This is a genomic window from Hymenobacter siberiensis, assembly GCF_018967865.2.
GTDB classification, from domain to species: Bacteria; Bacteroidota; Bacteroidia; order Cytophagales; family Hymenobacteraceae; genus Hymenobacter; species Hymenobacter siberiensis.
Genome location: NZ_JAHLZY020000001.1, coordinates 524448 through 542134, shown reverse-complemented (window position 1 = coordinate 542134; position 17687 = coordinate 524448). Strand labels below are relative to the sequence as shown.

Here is a 17687-nt window from a genome sequence, read left to right as displayed (position 1 = left end):
TGCCCATTCCTAGTGCTCCGCGTGGGCGCGGCACGAAAACGCCGTGCGGTCCAGTCGGGGCGGGTTGTTGAGGTCGAAATTGAAGGCCACGCTGTTCAGGTACATGGCCACCCGCAGACGCTCGGCCAGGGTGGCGGGCTCCTGCACCCGGTGGCAGGCTTCGGTTTCGGCGTGGGTGCCGGCGTGAAACGCGGTGCGGTCGAGGCGGAGAGACATGGAAAGACGATGTTTATTAAGTGCTAAGCCCTAATTAAACGAACAATAAGACCGGCGTAATCAATTGGATATGAGAACAAAGGCTTACAGCTATCAGCTAAAAGCTAATGGCTTGGTACTTACTTACTCTCAAGTTTACGCAAGTGAGAACCGCTCGGGATATTTTCATTTAAGCAACGACCCTTTTCAATAATTTCTCAACTGCCTTGGGAACGAGGTGACATAGGCAGTTGAGGTTCTCGGGAGCATTTGGCACAAGGAGACAAGTGCTCCCGAGGACCTCAACTGTCTCCGACAGGAAGTGACATGGACACATTCGGGTCGCACTTGCGCCTAACTCATCGGGTTGGGGGCAAATGCGGCCCGCCGGAGCATTCGGCACCAAATACTTCACTTTGGGCAGATTCTTCGTTAGCCATGCCGTCCGTTTTCACGTAGTTTTATTCTATGCCGGTTCGTTTGCTTCTATTGGTTGTATTGCTGCTCACGGCCTTCGCGCCGCTGGCCCCGCGTCCCGACTACGCCGGCCTCTACCGCGACGCTCCGCACCTGGCCGTGGACACCCGCCGCGAGGGCGACAGCCTGCGCCTCTACCTGCGCCTGCCGGCCCCCGCCCGCCTCGGGCCTGGCCACCCGCTACGCCTGGCCGCCTGGCCCAGCTACGAAGCTAAGCTGCCGCTGTGGCAGGATAGCATCCCGCGCCGCCAACAGCACTCGCACCCCGAGGCCGATGGCAGCCGGCGCCTCAGCTTCTGCATTGCGGCGGCCCGCGTGCCCGCCGGGGCCATGTTGCAGCTCAGCACCGCCCCCGCCGATACCAAAGACGACTACCAGGAGCCCGCCACCACCGCCTGGCTGCGCCTGACCGAATCCGTGCTGGCGCGGCCCTTCGTGCTCACCGATTCGGTGGGGCAGCCGCTGGCCCGCCGCTACGTGCGGGCCGGCGAAACCTTCGGCGTGGACAGCTACGGCCTGATGCAGCCCGTACGCTGGAAGCGCTACGCCGTGACGCCCGCGCCCGCCCTGCCGCCCATGACCAGCCCGGCCGCCATGCCCGCCGGCCCGCGCCTGCTGCCCGTGCTCGACTCGGCCGAGGCCCGGCCCGGCGAGCCGCTGCGCTTTCAGGAGGCCGGCCTGTACGCGCTGAAGGTGGGCGGCGCGGGCGGCATGCCCATCCGCACGCTGGCCGTGCTGGTGGGGGCTAATAATTATCCCGCCCTCACCACCGCCTCGGAGCTGATTGAGCCGCTGCGCTACCTCACCACCAGCCAGGAGCGCCAGCGCCTCACCGACGCGCCCGACCCTAAGCGGGCGGTGGATAAATTCTGGCTCGACATTGCCCAGGGCAACCAGCGGCAGGGCAAGGAATTGATTCGGCAGTTCTACGGCCGCGTGACGGCGGCCAACCGGCTTTTCGCGGCCCACAAGGCCGGCTGGCTCACCGATAGGGGCTTGCTGTACGTGGTGTTGGGGCCGCCGCCGGGCGTGCGGCGGCTGTTCAACGGCGAGGAACGGTGGTTTTATTCCGATGGCGGGCTGGGCGGCGGGCCCATCACCTACACCTTCCGGCCCCGGCCGAGTACCTTTGCCCCTGATTACTACGAATTGGTGCGCCGGCCCGAGTATGAGTTGCTCTGGTATGCCGCCGTTGAAAAATGGAGAACCCCACTGACCGCCCTGACCGGCCCGAACGCCCCAACCGCCCTGCCCGCCCGGTAGCCGGCCGCCGCTTTTACGACGGCGCCAACCGCCCCGTCACCCCGAAACAGTTCCGCCCCGACCGTGGCGGCGCTGAATTTGACGACCTGCCCGCCCGTCCCAAAGGCCGCGGCGGCTCCGACAACCGCGACGAAGCCGCCGGCGACCGCACCGGCCGCTCCGACCGTGGCGAGTCGCGCCCACCCTACCGCGAGCGCAGCGAAAGCAGCGAGCGCGGCAGCAACGCCGGCGGCGAGCGCCCCCGCTACGAAAATCGCCCGGCCCAGGCAGCGAGCATCGACATGCTGTTTGGCCTGCGCCCAATTCAGGAAGCCCTGAACGCGGGCCGCACCCTAGAGAAGATTTTCCTACTGCGCGGCACCAAAAACAGTCTCGTAACGGACATTTCGGCGGCCGCCCGCGCCGCTGGCATCCAGGTGCAGCTGGTGCCCGTGGAGAAGCTCGACAACCTGACCCGCAAGAACCACCAGGGCGCGGTAGCCTTTGTATCGCCCATCGACTACGCGCCGCTCGATACCATCGTGACCGGCTTGTTTGAGGAAGGAAAAGTACCCTTCCTGCTGCTGCTCGACCGCATTACCGACGTGCGCAACTTCGGCGCCATTGCCCGCACGGCCGAGTGCCTGGGCGTGCAGGCCATCGTGGTGCCCAGCCGGGGCGCGGCCCAAATCAACGGCGACGCCCTGAAAACCAGTGCCGGCGCATTGAATATCCTGCCCGTGTGCCGCGAGAATAATCTGCACGAAACCATACGCTTCCTCCAGCAGTCCGGCATTACCGTCGTGGCCTGTACCGAGAAAGCCGAAGAAGCAGTAGGTGCCGCCGAAATTGACTTCACCGGCCCCGTAGCCATCCTCATGGGCTCAGAAGAAGACGGCATCTCGCCCGACCTCCTGAACTTGGCCGATGTGAAGCTGAAAGTGCCCATGAGCGGCCAGATTCAGAGCTTGAACGTGGGCGTGGCTGCTGGCATTATGATGTTTGAAGTGGCCCGGCAGCGCGTGAACCAAGCGGAGTAGAACGACCACTCCCCTCCTCAGTTGAGGAGGGGATGTGAGCGCCGAAGAGGCGCGAACGGGGGTGGTTGCGCCGTTGCACGACACCCGAACGAAAACGCCCGGATTATACCGGGAATCGCTCGGGTGTCGTGCAACGGCGCAACCACCCCCGTTTTTGCTACGCAAAACCTCCCCTCCTTGGTAAGGAGGGGAGGTTTTCGGCAGCCTAGTTATACCCCCCGCCCTTCTTCGCCTTCACATCGGCCACGAAATCCTTCACGCGCTGCTCCTCACTGCGCTTGCAGATGAGCAGCACGTTGTCGTACTCGGCCACGATGTAGTCTTCCAGGCCCTGCACTACCACGAGGCGGTCGGCGGGGGTTTTGATGACGCAGCCGGTCGTATCGTAGAGCAGCACGTCGCCGCTCACCATGTTGTTGTTTTCGTCGTGGTTGCCGATGCGGTGCAACGAATCCCAGGTGCCCACGTCGCTCCAGCCGAAATCGGCGGGCAGAACGTACACGTTATCGGCCTTTTCCATCACGCCGTAGTCGATACTGATGTTGCGGCAGCGCGAGTAGGCCCGGCTGATGAACTCCTCTTCCTCGGTCGTACCCAGCTGTTCGGCTCCTTCATCAAATACCTCGGCAATGTCGCCCAGATAGTGGTGGAAGGCATCGATGATGACCTCGGCGCGCCACACAAACAGGCCGGAGTTCCAGAGAAAGTCGCCGCTGTCCACGAACATGCGGGCCAGCTCCAGATTGGGCTTTTCGGTGAAGGTTTTCACCTTGTGCAGCTGGCCGCCGGGCAGGCTCTGGTCGTCCATGTACTGGATGTAGCCGTAGCCGGTATCGGGCCTGGAAGGCTGGATGCCGAGGGTGATGAGCACATCACTGGCCCGGGCGGCCGCCACGGCGATGTCGATGAGGCGGCGAAACTCGTCTTCGCGCTGCACGGCGTGGTCGGCGGGCGTCACGATGATGATAGCCTGCGGGTCACGCTGGGCAATGCGGTAGCAGGCATAGGCAATGCACGGCGCGGTATTGCGGCCAATGGGCTCGCCCAGAATCTGGTCGGCGGGCAGGTGGGGCAGGTGCTCCTGCACCAAGTCTACGTAGTCGCGGTTGGTCACCACAAACACGTTTTCGGGCGGGCAGATACCCTGGAAGCGGTCCACGGTGAGCTGGAGCATGGAGCGGCCCGTGCCCAGCACGTCGTGAAACTGCTTGGGGTGGTTGGTGCGGCTGAACGGCCAGAACCGGCTGCCAATACCGCCAGCCATGACAACGATGTAATTGGAATTCATTGAGGCAAATGTAAAGGAGAACGAGATGGGGCGTGCAGGTCTGCTATTTACTCAATAAATACTATATAATTGAAAAGCCAACGCAATCAAACCAACCCTTCGCGCAGCAGGTCGTGCAGATGAATGAACCCGGCAAACTGTCCGTCCTCCGTCACTACCAGTTGCGTGATGTTGCGTTGCTGCATGCGGGCCAGGGCTTCGGCGGCAAAGTCTTCCACATCAATTGTAGCGGGCTGGGGCGTTAGAATGTCCCGCGCATTGAGCTTTTCCAGGTCCGAAAAGCTGCCCAGCATCCGGCGCAGGTCGCCATCGGTGATGATGCCCGCGAGCTGGCCGGCGGCATCGAGCACGGCGGTGGCCCCGAGGCGCTTGCCCGATATTTCGAGCAGCACTTCCCGCAGCGGGGCATCGGCCGGCACCTGGGGGCGCTGATTCTGGCGGCTCAGGTCGCCCACTTTCAGGTAGAGGCGCTTGCCGAGGGTGCCGCCGGGGTGCAGGCGGGCAAAGTCGGCGGCCGTGAACTGGCGACTTTCGAGCAGGCACACGGCCAGGGCGTCGCCCAGGGCCAGGGCAGCGGTAGTGCTGGTAGTGGGCGCGAGGTTGTTGGGGCAGGCCTCTTTAGTAACGGGGGCGTGCAGCACGTAAGTGGCTTGCTGGGCCAGGTAGGAATCGGCATTGCTCACGAGCGCGGCCAGCGGCACGCCCTTGCGGCGCAGCAGCGGCACCAGCACCTTGATTTCGGGCGTGTCGCCGCTCTTGCTGATGGCAATGACAAAGTCCTGCGGCTGAATCATGCCCAGGTCGCCATGAATGGCATCGGCGGCGTGCATGAACAGGGCCGGCGTGCCAGTGCTATTGAGCGTGGCCACGATTTTGCCCGCGATGTGGGCGCTTTTGCCAATACCCGTGACTACCACGCGGCCCTCCAGCTGCAGGATAGCCTGCACGCAGGCCACGAAATCGGGCGTGGCAGCAAGGGCGTCGGCCACGGCGCGCACGGCATCGGCCTCCTCGTACAGCACCTGGCGGGCAATGGCCAGCACATCGACGGCAACCGGGGCCGCCCCGGTGGTGGCATTATCAGAATGGATAGTAGCAGGCATGAGCAAGACGCGAAATGTTATTGCAAAATTGGGGGAAAGAAGCTGAGCCCGCCTCCCCCGGCCAAAACCAGCCAGTGCCGGTTAATGGATAATTTATAGCAGGCCAACCGCTAACTTATGTCAAGTCAAGTGGCTCGCCACTTCGGAAACCGCTACTTGCCACAGATGGACGGGGTTGAGAGCCCGAATTTTCCAAATAGCCTCTTCGCATTTCGCAAGCGGCAGCAATATGAATAAATTGTTTTCCACAATTCATGAGAAACACCATTTTTCATGCTGAAAATAGGGGTTATTGCTTATCTTCGTTATGAACCGCGAGTCGGTACGCCTTTCATCAGTGCTTTTGTCCCATGTCCTCAGTTGCCCTCCAAGAAGCCCCGGTCCTCACGGCCGATTTGAAATATACGCTTAAAGAAGTATTTGGCTACGGCCAGTTTCGGGGTACGCAAGAGGCTGTTATTCAAAACGTGCTGGCCGGGCACAACACGTTTGTGATTATGCCTACCGGCGCGGGCAAAAGCCTGTGCTACCAGCTGCCGGCCCTTGTGGTGCCGGGCACGGCCATCGTCATCTCGCCCCTCATCGCCCTGATGAAGAACCAGGTCGACCAGCTCGGGGCCTTCGGCGTGAACGCGCAGGTGTACAATTCGACCCTGACCAAAACCGAAATGAAACGAGTGCAGCGCGACGTGATAAGCGGCGAGGTACGCCTGCTCTACGTGGCCCCCGAAAGCCTCACCAAGGACGACACCATCGAGTTCCTGTTGAAGTCGACCATCAGCTTCGTGGCCATCGACGAGGCCCACTGCATTTCAGAATGGGGCCACGACTTTCGGCCCGAATACCGCAAGATTCGCGGCATTATCGATAACCTCGGGGGCAACGTGCCCATTATTGCCCTCACGGCTACGGCCACGCCCAAAGTGCAGCTGGATATCCAGAAAAACCTGCAGATGGACGACGCCAGCGTCTTCAAAACCAGCTTCAACCGCACCAACCTCTACTACGAGGTGCGCGCCAAACACAACACCAAAAAGCAGCTGATTCAGTACGTGAAGCTGCACAAGGGCAAGGCTGGCATCATTTACTGCCTGAGTCGCAAGAAGGTGGAGGAAATTGCCGAGCTGCTGCGCGTGAACGACGTGCGCGCCCGTCCCTACCACGCCGGCCTCGACCAGCAGGTGCGCATTGATAATCAGGACGCGTTTCTGAACGAGGAATGCGACGTGATTGTGGCCACTATCGCCTTCGGCATGGGCATCGACAAGCCCGACGTTCGCTTCGTGATTCACTACGACGCGCCCAAATCCATTGAGGGCTACTACCAGGAAACCGGGCGCGGCGGCCGCGACGGCCTGGAAGGCAACTGCCTGATGTTCTACAGCTACGACGACATTCTCAAGCTAGAGAAGTTCAGCAAAGATAAGCCGGTGACCGAGCGCGACAACGCCCACCAGCTGCTGGCCGAGATGACCAACTACGCCGAAAGCGCCGTGTGCCGCCGCCGCCAGCTGCTGCACTACTTCGGCGAGCAGCTGGACACCGACTGCGGCTTCTGCGACAACTGCCGCCACCCCAAGGAGCGGTTTGAGGGCGAAGCAGCCGTGGGCCTGGCCCTGCGCGCGACCGTGCAAACGGAGGCGCGTTTTAACCTTAAACACATCGGGCAGGTGCTGCTGGGGCTCAACAACCCGCACATTGAGAGCTACGCCCACAATGCGCTGCCGATTTACGGCCAGGGTAAGGCGCTGGGCGACGCGCAGTTCTGGCACTCGGTGCTGCGTCAGTGCCTGCTGAACGATTTTCTGGAGAAGGACATCGACAGCCTGGGTCTGGTGCGCATCACCGAGAAGGGCATCGACTTCATCGAGAACCCGCGCTCCATCACGCTCACGAAGGACCACAACTTCGACGAAGAGCAGAAGGCCGACGAGGAAAAGGTGGAGGAGCAGCAAGCCGCCGGCCACGACGAAGCCCTGTTCGCCCAGCTCAAGGAGTTGCGCAAGCAGGTGGCCAAGCAGAAGAACCTGCCGCCCTACGTCCTCTTCCAGGACCCGAGCCTGAAGGAAATGGCCACCACCTACCCCCAGAGCCTGCACGACCTCACGCACGTATCGGGCGTGGGCCAGGGCAAGGCCCAGAAGTTTGGTGCGCCGTTCGTGGCCGCCATCAAGAAATACGTGGAGGACAACGACATCGAAACCGCCGAGGACGTGGTGGTGAAGTCGGCCGTGAACCGCTCGAAAATCAAAATATACGTCATTCAGCAGATTGACAAGAAGATGATGCTGGAGGATATTGCTTCCTCAAAAGGCATTTCGATGGGCGAGCTGATGGAGGAAATCGAGCACATCTGCTACTCCGGCACCCGACTTAATATCGACTACTACCTGGAGGAAATGGTGGAAGAAGAAGTACGCGACGAAATTTACGGCTACTTCATGTCGGCCAATACTGATAACATTGCCGTGGCGATGAAGGAGCTGGGCAATGACTTTACGGAAGAAGAGCTGCGGCTGGTGCGTGTGAAGTTCCTGAGTGAGGTAGCCAACTAAATCACTGATTTTTCGGATTTAAGCGGATTTCACGTATTTTGTGGCCGATTATTTTGGGGCAATGTCGTGCTGTTGAATGTCCGATTTGTTTTTATGGATTGGTTTCATGGGGTGCAATTCAAAACTACGCGCTGCCCTTTTCATGAGTCATCGGCCCTTGCCTCTGGGCTCCACTAAGGGCATCAGATACCAGTCCGAACTTCTGCTTGGCGGTGGCAGCGCGTAGTTTTGAATTACACCCGTTTCACGTTAGTTGAAACTCGGTTAAACAGGCTTACGGAAACCATAATTGGCTGCGCCATGAGCGTGCATAGTGAGTTGGGCAGTGGGTTTCCAGAGGCAATTTTCCAGCGGGGGCTGGGCGTGGAGCTTGCGGCGGCTAACGTTGCTTTCCGAGCAGAGGTACACTTGCCCGTCTTCTATAAGGAAACATCCATTGGGTCGCGGCGGGCTGACTTTCTGGTCAACGACCAAGTGTTGGTCGAGTTAAAAGCAACCAGTGAATTAACCTCCCTCAACTATGCGCAGGCAATCAATGTAGTACTCCCCAAAAGCTGGACAGGTTAAGCGGGCTAGCTTAGCTCGATTATGACCCCAAAACGCACCCGCCGTCGCTATACGGCCGAGTTCAAAGCCGAGGTGGCGCTGGCCGCGCTCACCGAGCGCCAACCGCTGGCTGAGTTGGCCGCCCACTATCAGTTGGCCACGGCCCAAATCACGCGCTGGAAGCTGCAGCTGCGCGAACAAGCCGTTCAGGTCTTTGCCGAAGCCCCTGCTTCCGTTGCGCCAGCCCCCGATGTGGAGCCGCTCTACGCGGCCATCGGGCGGTTGCAAATGGAAAATGTGCTGCTAAAAAAAACGCTACCCCGATGAGCACGACCCAGCAACGCGCTCTGGTGCAGTCCCCAGACCCAGCTGGCGGCTCGGTGACTGCCCGCTGCCAGGCCCTGGGCCTGGCGCGCAGCAGCTTTTATTACCAGCCCTGCGGGGAAAGCGCCTATAATCTCCACCTCATGCGCCTGCTCGATGAGGAGTTCACCACGCACAACTTCAAGGGTGTACTCGGCCTGCGCGACCACCTGCGCCTGGCCGGGCACGCCGTCAACGAGAAGCGCGTGCGCCGCCTCGTGCGCCTGATGGGCCACGAGCCGATTTACCCCAATCCGCGCTTATCCATTCCTGATCAAGGTGTTACGCCATATCCCTACCTGCTGCGCGACCGCCCGGCCACCGCTCCGAATGAAGTCTGGAGCACGGATATCACCTATGTGCCCATGGCCAAGGGCTTTCTTTACCTGGCCGCCGTTTTGGACTGGCACTCGCGCTACGTGCTCAGTTGGCAACTCTCCAACTCGCTCGACGTCGGCTTTTGCCTGCAAGCCCTGGCCGATGCCCTGCGCGTAGCCCCCGCCCCGTACATCTTCAACTCCGACCAGGGCAGCCAATTCACCAGCCTGGCCTACGAGCAAGCCCTGCTGGCCGCCGGCTGCCGCATCAGCCGCGATGGTCGGGGCCGCGCCACCGACAATGCCTTCATCGAACGCCTCTGGCGCACCGTCAAATGGGAGCATATCTACCTCAACCCCGCCGACGACGGCCGGCACCTACACCAGCAATTACACGCGTACTTTGCTTACTACAATCACCGCCGGCCCCACCAAAGTCTCGGGGGCCAAACGCCCGCCCACGTCTACCAAACCAATCAAACATTCAATCATAACCATATTACTTAACATGCCCCGCTAAACTGTCCAGTTTTTGGGGAGTAGTACACAATTACCTTAAAGCTTACCACCTGGAAGTTGCGCTTCTAGTCAATTTTGGCGAATCCAGCCTCCGGTTCAAATGCTTCCTCCACAATCCCTCCCGCCCGCTCTCCCATTAATTGCGCCTCAATAACATAAAAAGGGCCCCAACTGCGCACGCAGCTGGGGCCCTTCACAATCGTCCACAAAATCCGTGAACTCCGCTTAAATCCTAAAAATCAGTGATTTAGCAGTACTCTTCGAACGCACCTTGCAGGTTGTTCACGATGCGCATGGCGTCGGAGCCTTCGATGTGGTAGCGCTCAATCATGTGCACCAGCTCGCCGTCTTTGAACAGGGCGATGCAGGGCGAGGAGGGCGGATAGGGCAGCAGGTGCTCGCGCATTTTGGCTACGGCTTCGGTTTCCATGCCGGCAAAAACGGTGACCAGCTTGCCGGGCTTTTTGTCGGCGCTGGCGAGGGCCATTTTCAGGGCGGGGCGGGCTTTGGCGGCGGCGCAGCCACACACCGAGTTCACGGCCACCAGCACGGTGCCTTCGTTCGAAGCGAGGGCGGAGTCAACCTCCTCGGCCGTCATCAGCTGCTCGAAACCAACTTCGGTGAGGTCCTGGCGGATGGGCGCCACCATGTATTCGGGATAAACTGCCATTGTCGTAATAATTTAGATTGAAAAGCGGCGGGGCCGCGTACGGGTGCAAAAGTACGAAGGTCTAACCCATTGAGCCGGCCAGAAGGTTTCCGGGGCGGCGGCTACCGCTGGCCGTAGCGCTGGCCGAAAAAGTCGCCCTTGTTCCACTGGGGCCGGGCCGGGGCCTGCGCCACCTGGTAGCCCACCAGGAAGCAGAGCTGCACGTATTTGCGGCCGGCCTCGAAGTCGAAGCGGCCGTTGATGTCGTCTTGCGGCTTGTGGTAGGTCGCGGCGCGCCACTTCTGCACATCTTCGCTGAGGTTGTTGCGGCCATCGGCGGTTTTATTGCCGTATTTGAGGTGCAGGGCCGGAATGCCGGCCGTCACGAAGCTGTACTGGTCGCTGCGGATGAAGCGATTCTGCTCGGGCTCGGGGTCCTTTTCCAGGTCAATATTCAAGTAAGCGCAGGCGCGCTGCACGGGTTCAAGTAGCGTAGAATGCTGGCCGCCCAGCGCCACCACGGAGAGCAGCGGGGCAATAATAGTGGGCATGTCCATGTTAATATCGGCCACGATTTTAGCCTTGGGCACGGTGGGATTAGTGGCGAAAGCCGACGAGCCCAGCAGGCCCAGCTCCTCGCCGGTCATGAACACGAAGAGCATGCTGCGCTTCGGCCGGTCTTTGAGGCGGGAATAGACTTTGGCGATTTCGAGCACGCAGGCCACGCCCGAGGCATTATCGTGCGCGCCGTTGTAAATCGAGTCACCCCGCACCGGGGCAGCCACGCCGAGGTGGTCGAGGTGGGCCGAATGCACCACGTACTCGTCGCGCAGCTTGGCATCGGAGCCCACGAATTTGCCCACCACATTGTAGCTCTCAATATCCTGATAAGTAGCCTGCGCGCTGGCGCTAATCGTTGTTTTCAGGCCCGCTGAGGCTGGTTTACCGTTCCGCATGGCCGCGAAAGCCTGCGTGGTATCGAGGCCCGAGGCCTGCAGCAGGCGCTGGAGCGTGGCCGCGCTCACAGCCCCGTAGAACTGCTGCCGGCTGCCCGGCGCAAAGGTGCGCGACACAGCCACCTTGCCATCGGCCCCGAGCACGCTGTACGTGCCGTTTTTGAGGTCAGGCAGCGCGCCGGCGTGGGCAGAGGCCAGTATCAGCCCCACGGCCCCGTGGTTGATGGCCGCCTTCAGCAGCCCCGCCAAATCCTGGCTGGCCGAGGCTACGGTGGACGCAAATGTGCGGGGTGCCCCGCGCACAATCATCACCACCTTGCCCTTCACATCGAGGCCGGCGTAGTCGTCGTAGCCCAGCTCGGGCGCGTTGATGCCGAAGCCGGCGAAGGCCAGCGGGGCGTCCTTCACGCTGGTGGCGGGCAGCTCGGGGCTGGGGTACACCACGTAATCCGGCCCGGCCGTGAGCGGCATTGCAGCCCCCTGCGCATCGCGGGCCGTGAAAGCAGCGCCGGGCTGGAGGAAGGCGCGCCGCAGCCGCACTTTCTGGATGAAGGTGCCACCCTCGCCGGCCGGTTGCACGCCCAGCGTTTTCAGCTGCTGCGTCACGTAATCGACGGCCATCTGGTAGCCGGGGGTGCCGGCCTTGCGGCCCAGCAGGCGGTCGTCGGCCAGGTAGGCGATGTGGGCTTTGATGGCGGCGGGCTGCACTTGCTCTAAGGCGGCAGCTACGGGCTTGGGCACGATGAGCGGGGCTTGCGCCTTGGCGGAGGTGCTGAGGAGCAGGGCAGCGAGGAGACAGAGAGATGTTTGCATAGATTTCGTGAGAATACAGCCAACACAAAGAACGTCATGTCGAACGCAGCCGAGACATGACGTTCTAGCCTACAGCGCCAGAATCTGCTTCAGCTCGGCATCGGTTACCGTGAGCAGGCCTACTTTGGGCAGGCGCTGGGTGAGGGTGCGCCAGTTGGGCTCCTGCTTGAAAATGGGGCGGAGCAAGGCCAGCGCGGCGGGCACCTGCTGCTTATTGGCCAGCGTAATGGCGTGCCAGTACTTCATTTCCAGGTTCTGGGGAAACATTTTTTCGGCGGCCTGATACTCCTGAATGGCTTTCGGCATGTCATTTTTTTCCACGGCCAGGTCGCCGGCGTTCATGTGGTCGTAGGCGCGGTCCAGACTGAGCAGGCGGTGCAGCTCGGGCAGCGGGGCAGCGCTGTCGTCCACGCGCAGGTCGATGAGGCGGTCGGCCCAGGGGCCTTCGGTGGCGGTGCCGCGCACCACCAGCAGCGCGGCCGACTGCCGGCCGCGCACGTCGCCGCCGGCGGCCTGGGCGGCATCGAGGGCGGCCAGCACACGCTCGGCCAGGGGCAGCTTGGCATTGGCTTCGTAGGCGGCGGCCATGGCGGGCCACACCTTATCCGAAAGCATCATGTTGGCCTGCACCGAGAACTGGTTGCCCTGCTGGTGGCCGGCCATATCAACGCATTTTTTGCCGGTGTGGGTGGCCACGCGGCCCTGGTTGTCGAGAATGGCCACCTGACGCACGTCGCGGCCGTCGTCGTTGCTCAATAGCTCATCGAGCGCCTGCTGGGCCGTTTTGCCGCTTTTTAGGAGGGCCAGGCCGCGCAGGCCAAAGGACTTGTTGGTGAATGACTGCGTGGCCACCGCGCCCACGCCGGCCTCGGCCCAGCTCACCGAGGTGCCCACCGAAAACCAATGGCTTTGCACAGCCACCGCCATTTCGCCGGTGGCCGGGTCGCGGGCTACAATACTGAAGGTGTGGGCAAACGGGTCGGTGCGGGAATACATCTGGGCGGCGGCGGGCCGGCCGACCAGCAACAGAAGCAGCAATGAGGATAGCAGGTACTGAAAGCGCATGAGCGGGGAAGAGAAAATGAATGAATTTACAAAAGGACAACTCAGGCGGCGAAAGGTGGCAGGAATTCGCGCACCAGGCTCCGACCCCAAACGATTTAAATAGCCCGACGGTGGGTTTTCGCATCCCGCACCGGCTGGGCCAAGCCACGGCGATGCGGGAAACAACAACGCGCGAAGCGTTGGAACCGCACTGATTTCCTTATTGTTACTGCCCCTTGGCCCGCCATTATTCATTATCTTGATAAGATTCCGCGCCCTACCGTAGCGGGCCAGCTGCTGGCCCTCCGGCCGGGAGCAGCTTACCTTTATTTAGCATCGCAATTATATGACTACGTACCCAAACCTGATTTCCGAGGCTTTCGCCCCCCAGTTTCACGCCTCCGACCCAACCCACGTGCACACCCACGAGCTGCCGCTGTGGCCCGACTGCTTCGCGGCGGTGCGAGCGGGCTACAAGCCCTTCGATGTGCGCCGCAACCACGAGGATTTTCAGGTGGGCGATGTGCTGCTGCTGCGCGAGTTCGACCCCGAAGCCAACAACCATACCGGCCGCACCATTACCCGCTGGGTGAGCTACGTGCTGCAAGGCGGCAACTTCGGCGTAGAGGCCGACTGGTGCGTGCTGGGTTTCAGCAACCAGCCGCCCATTCCGGCGGGCATGACGGATATTCGGCTCTGGTAGCCGCGTCTTAGCTGCTGTAAAAACGGTCATGCTGAGCGCAGCCGAAGCATGACCGTTCTCTTGCCTCTAGCGCCGGAGCTGCGCCAGAAACTGCTTGATGTTGTCGTTCAGAAACTTGGCATCGGCGGGGTTGGGAGCGGCCCCGGCGGTGTGGCCCCACAACGACGGAATGGGCTTGAGCACCACGCCCGGGATGAAGGCGGCTTCGTAGCGGGCATCGGTGAGCGGGAAGTACAGGTCCGTGGCCGAAGGCATGTAGAGAATGGGCGCTTTAATGCTGCGGAGGGCCTTTTCGACGTTGCCTCCGAAGCCGGTAGTGGCGCCCACGTTATTCGATTCCCAGGTTCTCATCTGCAAAATCAGGTCGTTGGCATCGGCTCCGGGGATGAAGTGCGTGCGGTACTCGTGCAGCACCTGCTCGAAGGTGGTGCCGGGCTTATTATCGGCTTTCCAGAGCTCCAGCCGCCACCACTCCTGCGAGTAGAGCCAGGCCGTCCAGACGACGGAAAAGGCTTCAATGCCCTTGGTGGGCGGCGCGGTGTAGTCGCCGTTCTGGAAGGCGGCATCGGCGGTGAGGGCCGCAATCTGGCCTTCGAGGCGCACGATGCCGTGGGGGTAGGTTTTGGCCGTGCCCGAGGTGGCCACGAGGCGGTCGGCAAAGGTGGGGTAGCTCACGGCCCATTGAAAGGCCTGCTGCGCCCCCATCGAAAAGCCGATAATGGCCCGCAGGTGGTTTATTTTCAAATCATTGACCAGCAGCTGATGCACAGCGGCCACGTTGTCGCGGATGGTCATGACGGGGAAGCGCGGGCCGTGGAAGGGCTCCGGCGTGTTGCTGGGCGACGAGGAATGGCCGTTGCCAAACAGCTCGCTGGTGACCAGGAATACTTTGGTGGTATCGAGGGCCTTGCCCGGCCCCATGAGCCACTCGTAGCCGTGGCGGTCGGCCATGTAGTGCGAGGGCAGCAGGATGGCGTTGTCGTGGGCGGCGTTGAGGTGGCCGTAGGTGCCGTACACCACACGGGCCAGGGGCAGGGTGGTCCCGCTTTCAGTCCGGAAATTGGGAATGGTGAAGACGTGGGGCGGCGTGCGGTCGGGGCGCGGCGGGGTGGCGGGCGCGTCCTGGGCGCGGAGCGCGGCGGGGGCCGCCCCCAGCAGGGCGACAAGCAATAGCAAAGACCGGAACGAATGGCGCATAGAGCAGCAGAAAAGCGGCGAACAGTCGCCGGTAGCTGTAACCCGATGGAGCGCCGCGGGTTTACCTTGCTCCTTCGCCGTTGTTGCTTTATGCCCCAAACCCCGCCGCCCGTCATCCAAGTATCGCATTTGCGCAAGGCGTTTGGGGCGCACGCGGTGGTGCAGGACGTGTCGTTTGCGGTAGCAGCCGGCGAAACGCTGGTGCTGCTGGGCCCCAGCGGCTGCGGCAAAACCACGCTGCTCAAAATGCTCAACCGCCTGATTGAGCCCGATGGCGGCCGCATCGAAATCAACGGCCAGGATGTGCTCAGCCAGCGGCCCGAAGTGCTGCGGCGCGGCATTGGCTACGTTATTCAGCAGGTGGGGCTGCTGCCGCACTACACCGTGGCCGAGAACGTGGCCGTGGTGCCCCGCCTGCTGGGCCACGCCCCGGCGGCCATCGCGGCGCGCACCGAGGCGCTGCTCACGCGGCTGCATTTGCCGGCCGCGCGCTACGCCGAGCAGTATCCGCACCAGCTCTCGGGCGGGCAGCAGCAGCGCGTGGGGCTGGCCCGCGCCCTGGCCGCCGACCCGCCCATCATCCTGCTCGATGAGCCCTTTGGGGCCCTCGACCCCGTAACCCGGGCCAGCATCCGGCACGAGTTTCGGGAGCTGGAGGAACTGCGCAGCAAAACGATGGTGCTCGTGACCCACGACGTGACCGAAGCCTTCGAGCTCGCCGACCGCATTATGCTGCTCGATGCCGGCCAGATTCAGCAACTGGGCACGCCGCGCGAGCTGCTGTTTCGACCCGCCAACGACTTTGTACGCCGGTTTTTTGCGGCCGAACGGCTGACTTTGCAGCTACGCACGCTCACGTTGGGCGATGTTTTTGAGGGCAATGAAGCCGAAGGACCAAAAGACGCTTTCCGCGCTGGAACCACCGTACACGAGGCACTGGAAGCCCTGACCGGCTCAGCAGCAGCGGCAGCGCCCTTCACGGTGGCCCAGCTGATGGCGGGTTTTGGCGAAGCTTTACAACGGGAGGAGGACGCATGGAAACGCTAAGCCCCCTGCGCCCACTCCCCGCTTCCCACTCCCCGCTCCCCCTTTGCCCATGGAAACGCTAACGGCCCTCTTCACTTTCTGGCACGAGCAGGCCGGCAAGCTCGGCGAGCAAACGGTGCAGCACATCGGCCTCACGGCGGGCTCGCTGCTGCTGGGGGTACTGGTGGGCGTGCCGCTGGGGCTGTTTTTGTCGCGCCGGCCGCGCTGGGCCCCGGCGGTGCTGGGCGTGGCTGGCGTGCTCCAAACGGTGCCCAGCATCGCCCTGCTCGGTTTCCTGATTCCGGTGCTGGGCATTGGGCCGAAACCGGCCATTTTTGCGCTGTTCCTGTATTCGCTACTGCCCATTATCCGCAACACACTGGCGGGCATTCGGGGGGTGCCGCCGGCCGTGGTGGAAGCCGCCCGGGGCCTCGGCCTGACCGATGGGCAGGTGCTGCGCCGGGTAGAATTGCCGTTGGCGCTGCCGGTGCTCATGGCCGGCATTCGCACGGCCACCGTCATCAACGTGGGTGTGGCCACGCTGGCGGCCTACGTGGCGGCCGGCGGGCTGGGCGAGTTCATTTTCGGCGGCATCGCCCTCAACAACCCGGTGATGATACTGGCCGGTGCCCTGCCCGCCGCCGGCCTGGCCCTGGCGTTTGATGCGCTGCTGGGCGGCGTGCAAAAGCTGAGCACGCGCCGCCTGGGGCAGGTGGGCGCGGCGCTGCTGGTGGCACTGCCACTGCTGGGCGGGCTATACCTGTTGCCCCGCGCCACGGGCAAGCTGCTGGCCGGCTTCAGCCCCGAGTTTGTGGGGCGGGCCGATGGGCTGCCGGGCCTCACCAAAAGCTACGGCCTCACACACCTGCCCAGCGTGGTGCTGGCCCCCGCGCTGGTGTATGAGGCCGCCCGCAATGCCAACGTGGACGTGATTGACGGCTACAGCACCGACGGCCGCATCCGGGCCTACGGCCTGCGCGTGCTGCGCGACGACCGCCGCGTGTTCCCGCCCTACTACGCCGTGCCCGTGGTGCGCCCCGCCCTGCTGCGCGAGCATCCCGAGCTGGGAGCAATTCTGGCGATGCTGGACAACCAGATTTCGGACTCGGTAATGACCGATTTGAACTACCGGGCCGACTACCTGCATCAGGCCCCAAAAGCCATTGCCGAAGCCTTTCTACGGCGGCGCGGGCTGTGGCGGGATGCCCGCCCGGCCGTGTCGGGTGCGGCGGTGGTGAAGCTGGGCTCGAAGATTTTCGCCGAGCAGTACATTCTGGCCGAGCTATACGCGGCCCTCATCCGGGGCAATACCGACCTGGCGGTGGAAACCAAAACCGGCCTCGGCGGCACCACCATCTGCTTCGAGGCGCTGCGCAGCGGGGCCATCGATATGTACCCCGAGTACACCGGCACCGGCCTGCTGGTGCTGCTGCAGCCCCGGCCCGCCGTGGTCGACTCGCTGGGCGGGCGGCCGGCAGCGGTGCTGAACTACGTACGCGCAGAGTTCCGCCGCCGCTTTGGCCTGGAGTGGCTGGCCCCGCTGGGCTTCAACAATACGTATGCCCTGCTCATGCGTGGGCAGCAGGCGCAGAAGCTTGGCATCATGAGTGTGTCGGATTTGAGCGGGTATCTGCGGCAGTAGCACGGCGGCGCG

General features: G+C 62.5%; 16 protein-coding genes. 9 read left to right on the top strand and 7 right to left on the bottom strand.

Translation table 11 applies throughout. The annotated features are described in order from the left end of the window. Window positions 1-9: 9 nt before the first annotated feature. Window positions 10-216, bottom strand: a complete 207-nt coding sequence (locus KQ659_RS02295; protein ID WP_216678976.1) for a hypothetical protein — start codon at window positions 214-216, stop codon at window positions 10-12. A 447-nt stretch (window positions 217-663) separates the two neighbouring features. Here KQ659_RS02295 and KQ659_RS02290 point away from each other — a divergent pair, with 447 nt between their 5' ends. Next, window positions 664-1935, top strand: coding sequence for a GWxTD domain-containing protein (locus KQ659_RS02290; RefSeq protein ID WP_216678977.1), 1272 nt, complete (start codon window positions 664-666; stop codon window positions 1933-1935). After that, complete coding sequence (gene rlmB, locus KQ659_RS02285) at window positions 1872-2954, top strand: 23S rRNA (guanosine(2251)-2'-O)-methyltransferase RlmB (protein ID WP_226915677.1); 1083 nt, start codon at window positions 1872-1874, stop codon at window positions 2952-2954. Before KQ659_RS02290 ends, rlmB begins: the two co-directional genes overlap by 64 nt. A gap of 205 nt (window positions 2955-3159) precedes the next feature. On the opposite strand, the gene KQ659_RS02280 is transcribed toward rlmB, so the two are convergent. After that, window positions 3160-4242, bottom strand: a complete 1083-nt coding sequence (locus KQ659_RS02280) for a mannose-1-phosphate guanylyltransferase (RefSeq protein ID WP_216678978.1) — start codon at window positions 4240-4242, stop codon at window positions 3160-3162. A gap of 86 nt (window positions 4243-4328) precedes the next feature. Beyond that, a complete protein-coding gene (locus tag KQ659_RS02275) occupies window positions 4329-5345 on the bottom strand; it encodes a KpsF/GutQ family sugar-phosphate isomerase (RefSeq protein ID WP_216685440.1) in 1017 nt (338 codons plus the stop codon). A gap of 350 nt (window positions 5346-5695) precedes the next feature. On the opposite strand from KQ659_RS02275, the gene recQ reads away from it, so the two are divergent. From recQ to KQ659_RS02255, 4 genes are all read left to right on the top strand, one after another. Further along, on the top strand, window positions 5696-7900 hold the full coding sequence (gene recQ, locus KQ659_RS02270; RefSeq protein ID WP_216678980.1) for a DNA helicase RecQ: 2205 nt from the start codon (window positions 5696-5698) through the stop codon (window positions 7898-7900). A 228-nt stretch (window positions 7901-8128) separates the two neighbouring features. Next, window positions 8129-8467, top strand: coding sequence for a GxxExxY protein (locus tag KQ659_RS02265; RefSeq protein WP_226915678.1), 339 nt, complete (start codon window positions 8129-8131; stop codon window positions 8465-8467). A 21-nt stretch (window positions 8468-8488) separates the two neighbouring features. After that, complete coding sequence (locus KQ659_RS02260) at window positions 8489-8773, top strand: transposase (RefSeq protein WP_216678982.1); 285 nt, start codon at window positions 8489-8491, stop codon at window positions 8771-8773. After that, window positions 8770-9633, top strand: coding sequence for an IS3 family transposase (locus KQ659_RS02255; RefSeq protein WP_216690355.1), 864 nt, complete (start codon window positions 8770-8772; stop codon window positions 9631-9633). The genes KQ659_RS02260 and KQ659_RS02255 overlap by 4 nt, the downstream gene beginning before the upstream one ends. Window positions 9634-9892: 259 nt before the next feature. Here the strand turns inward: KQ659_RS02255 and KQ659_RS02250 are convergent, their stop codons facing one another. The 3 genes from KQ659_RS02250 to KQ659_RS02240 form a co-directional block, all read right to left on the bottom strand. Next, a complete protein-coding gene (locus KQ659_RS02250; protein WP_216678984.1) occupies window positions 9893-10315 on the bottom strand; it encodes a BrxA/BrxB family bacilliredoxin in 423 nt (140 codons plus the stop codon). Window positions 10316-10416: 101 nt separating this feature from the next. After that, complete coding sequence (locus KQ659_RS02245) at window positions 10417-12063, bottom strand: M28 family peptidase (RefSeq protein WP_216678985.1); 1647 nt, start codon at window positions 12061-12063, stop codon at window positions 10417-10419. 69 nt (window positions 12064-12132) lie between these two features. Continuing rightward, complete coding sequence (locus KQ659_RS02240) at window positions 12133-13128, bottom strand: DUF1028 domain-containing protein (protein ID WP_216678986.1); 996 nt, start codon at window positions 13126-13128, stop codon at window positions 12133-12135. A gap of 325 nt (window positions 13129-13453) precedes the next feature. On the opposite strand from KQ659_RS02240, the gene KQ659_RS02235 reads away from it, so the two are divergent. Beyond that, window positions 13454-13810, top strand: a complete 357-nt coding sequence (locus KQ659_RS02235) for an ASCH/PUA domain-containing protein (protein ID WP_216678987.1) — start codon at window positions 13454-13456, stop codon at window positions 13808-13810. 66 nt (window positions 13811-13876) lie between these two features. On the opposite strand, the gene KQ659_RS02230 is transcribed toward KQ659_RS02235, so the two are convergent. Continuing rightward, window positions 13877-15007 carry an alpha/beta fold hydrolase gene (locus KQ659_RS02230; RefSeq protein ID WP_216690356.1) on the bottom strand — a complete coding sequence of 377 codons (1131 nt, stop codon included), beginning with the start codon at window positions 15005-15007 and terminating at the stop codon, window positions 13877-13879. A 90-nt stretch (window positions 15008-15097) separates the two neighbouring features. Here KQ659_RS02230 and KQ659_RS02225 point away from each other — a divergent pair, with 90 nt between their 5' ends. Then, window positions 15098-16054 (top strand): ABC transporter ATP-binding protein, encoded by a 957-nt coding sequence (locus KQ659_RS02225; RefSeq protein WP_216690357.1) that lies wholly within the window; start codon window positions 15098-15100, stop codon window positions 16052-16054. 49 nt (window positions 16055-16103) lie between these two features. After that, window positions 16104-17675 carry an ABC transporter permease/substrate-binding protein gene (locus KQ659_RS02220; RefSeq protein ID WP_216690358.1) on the top strand — a complete coding sequence of 524 codons (1572 nt, stop codon included), beginning with the start codon at window positions 16104-16106 and terminating at the stop codon, window positions 17673-17675. The last annotated feature ends 12 nt before the right edge of the window (window positions 17676-17687 follow it).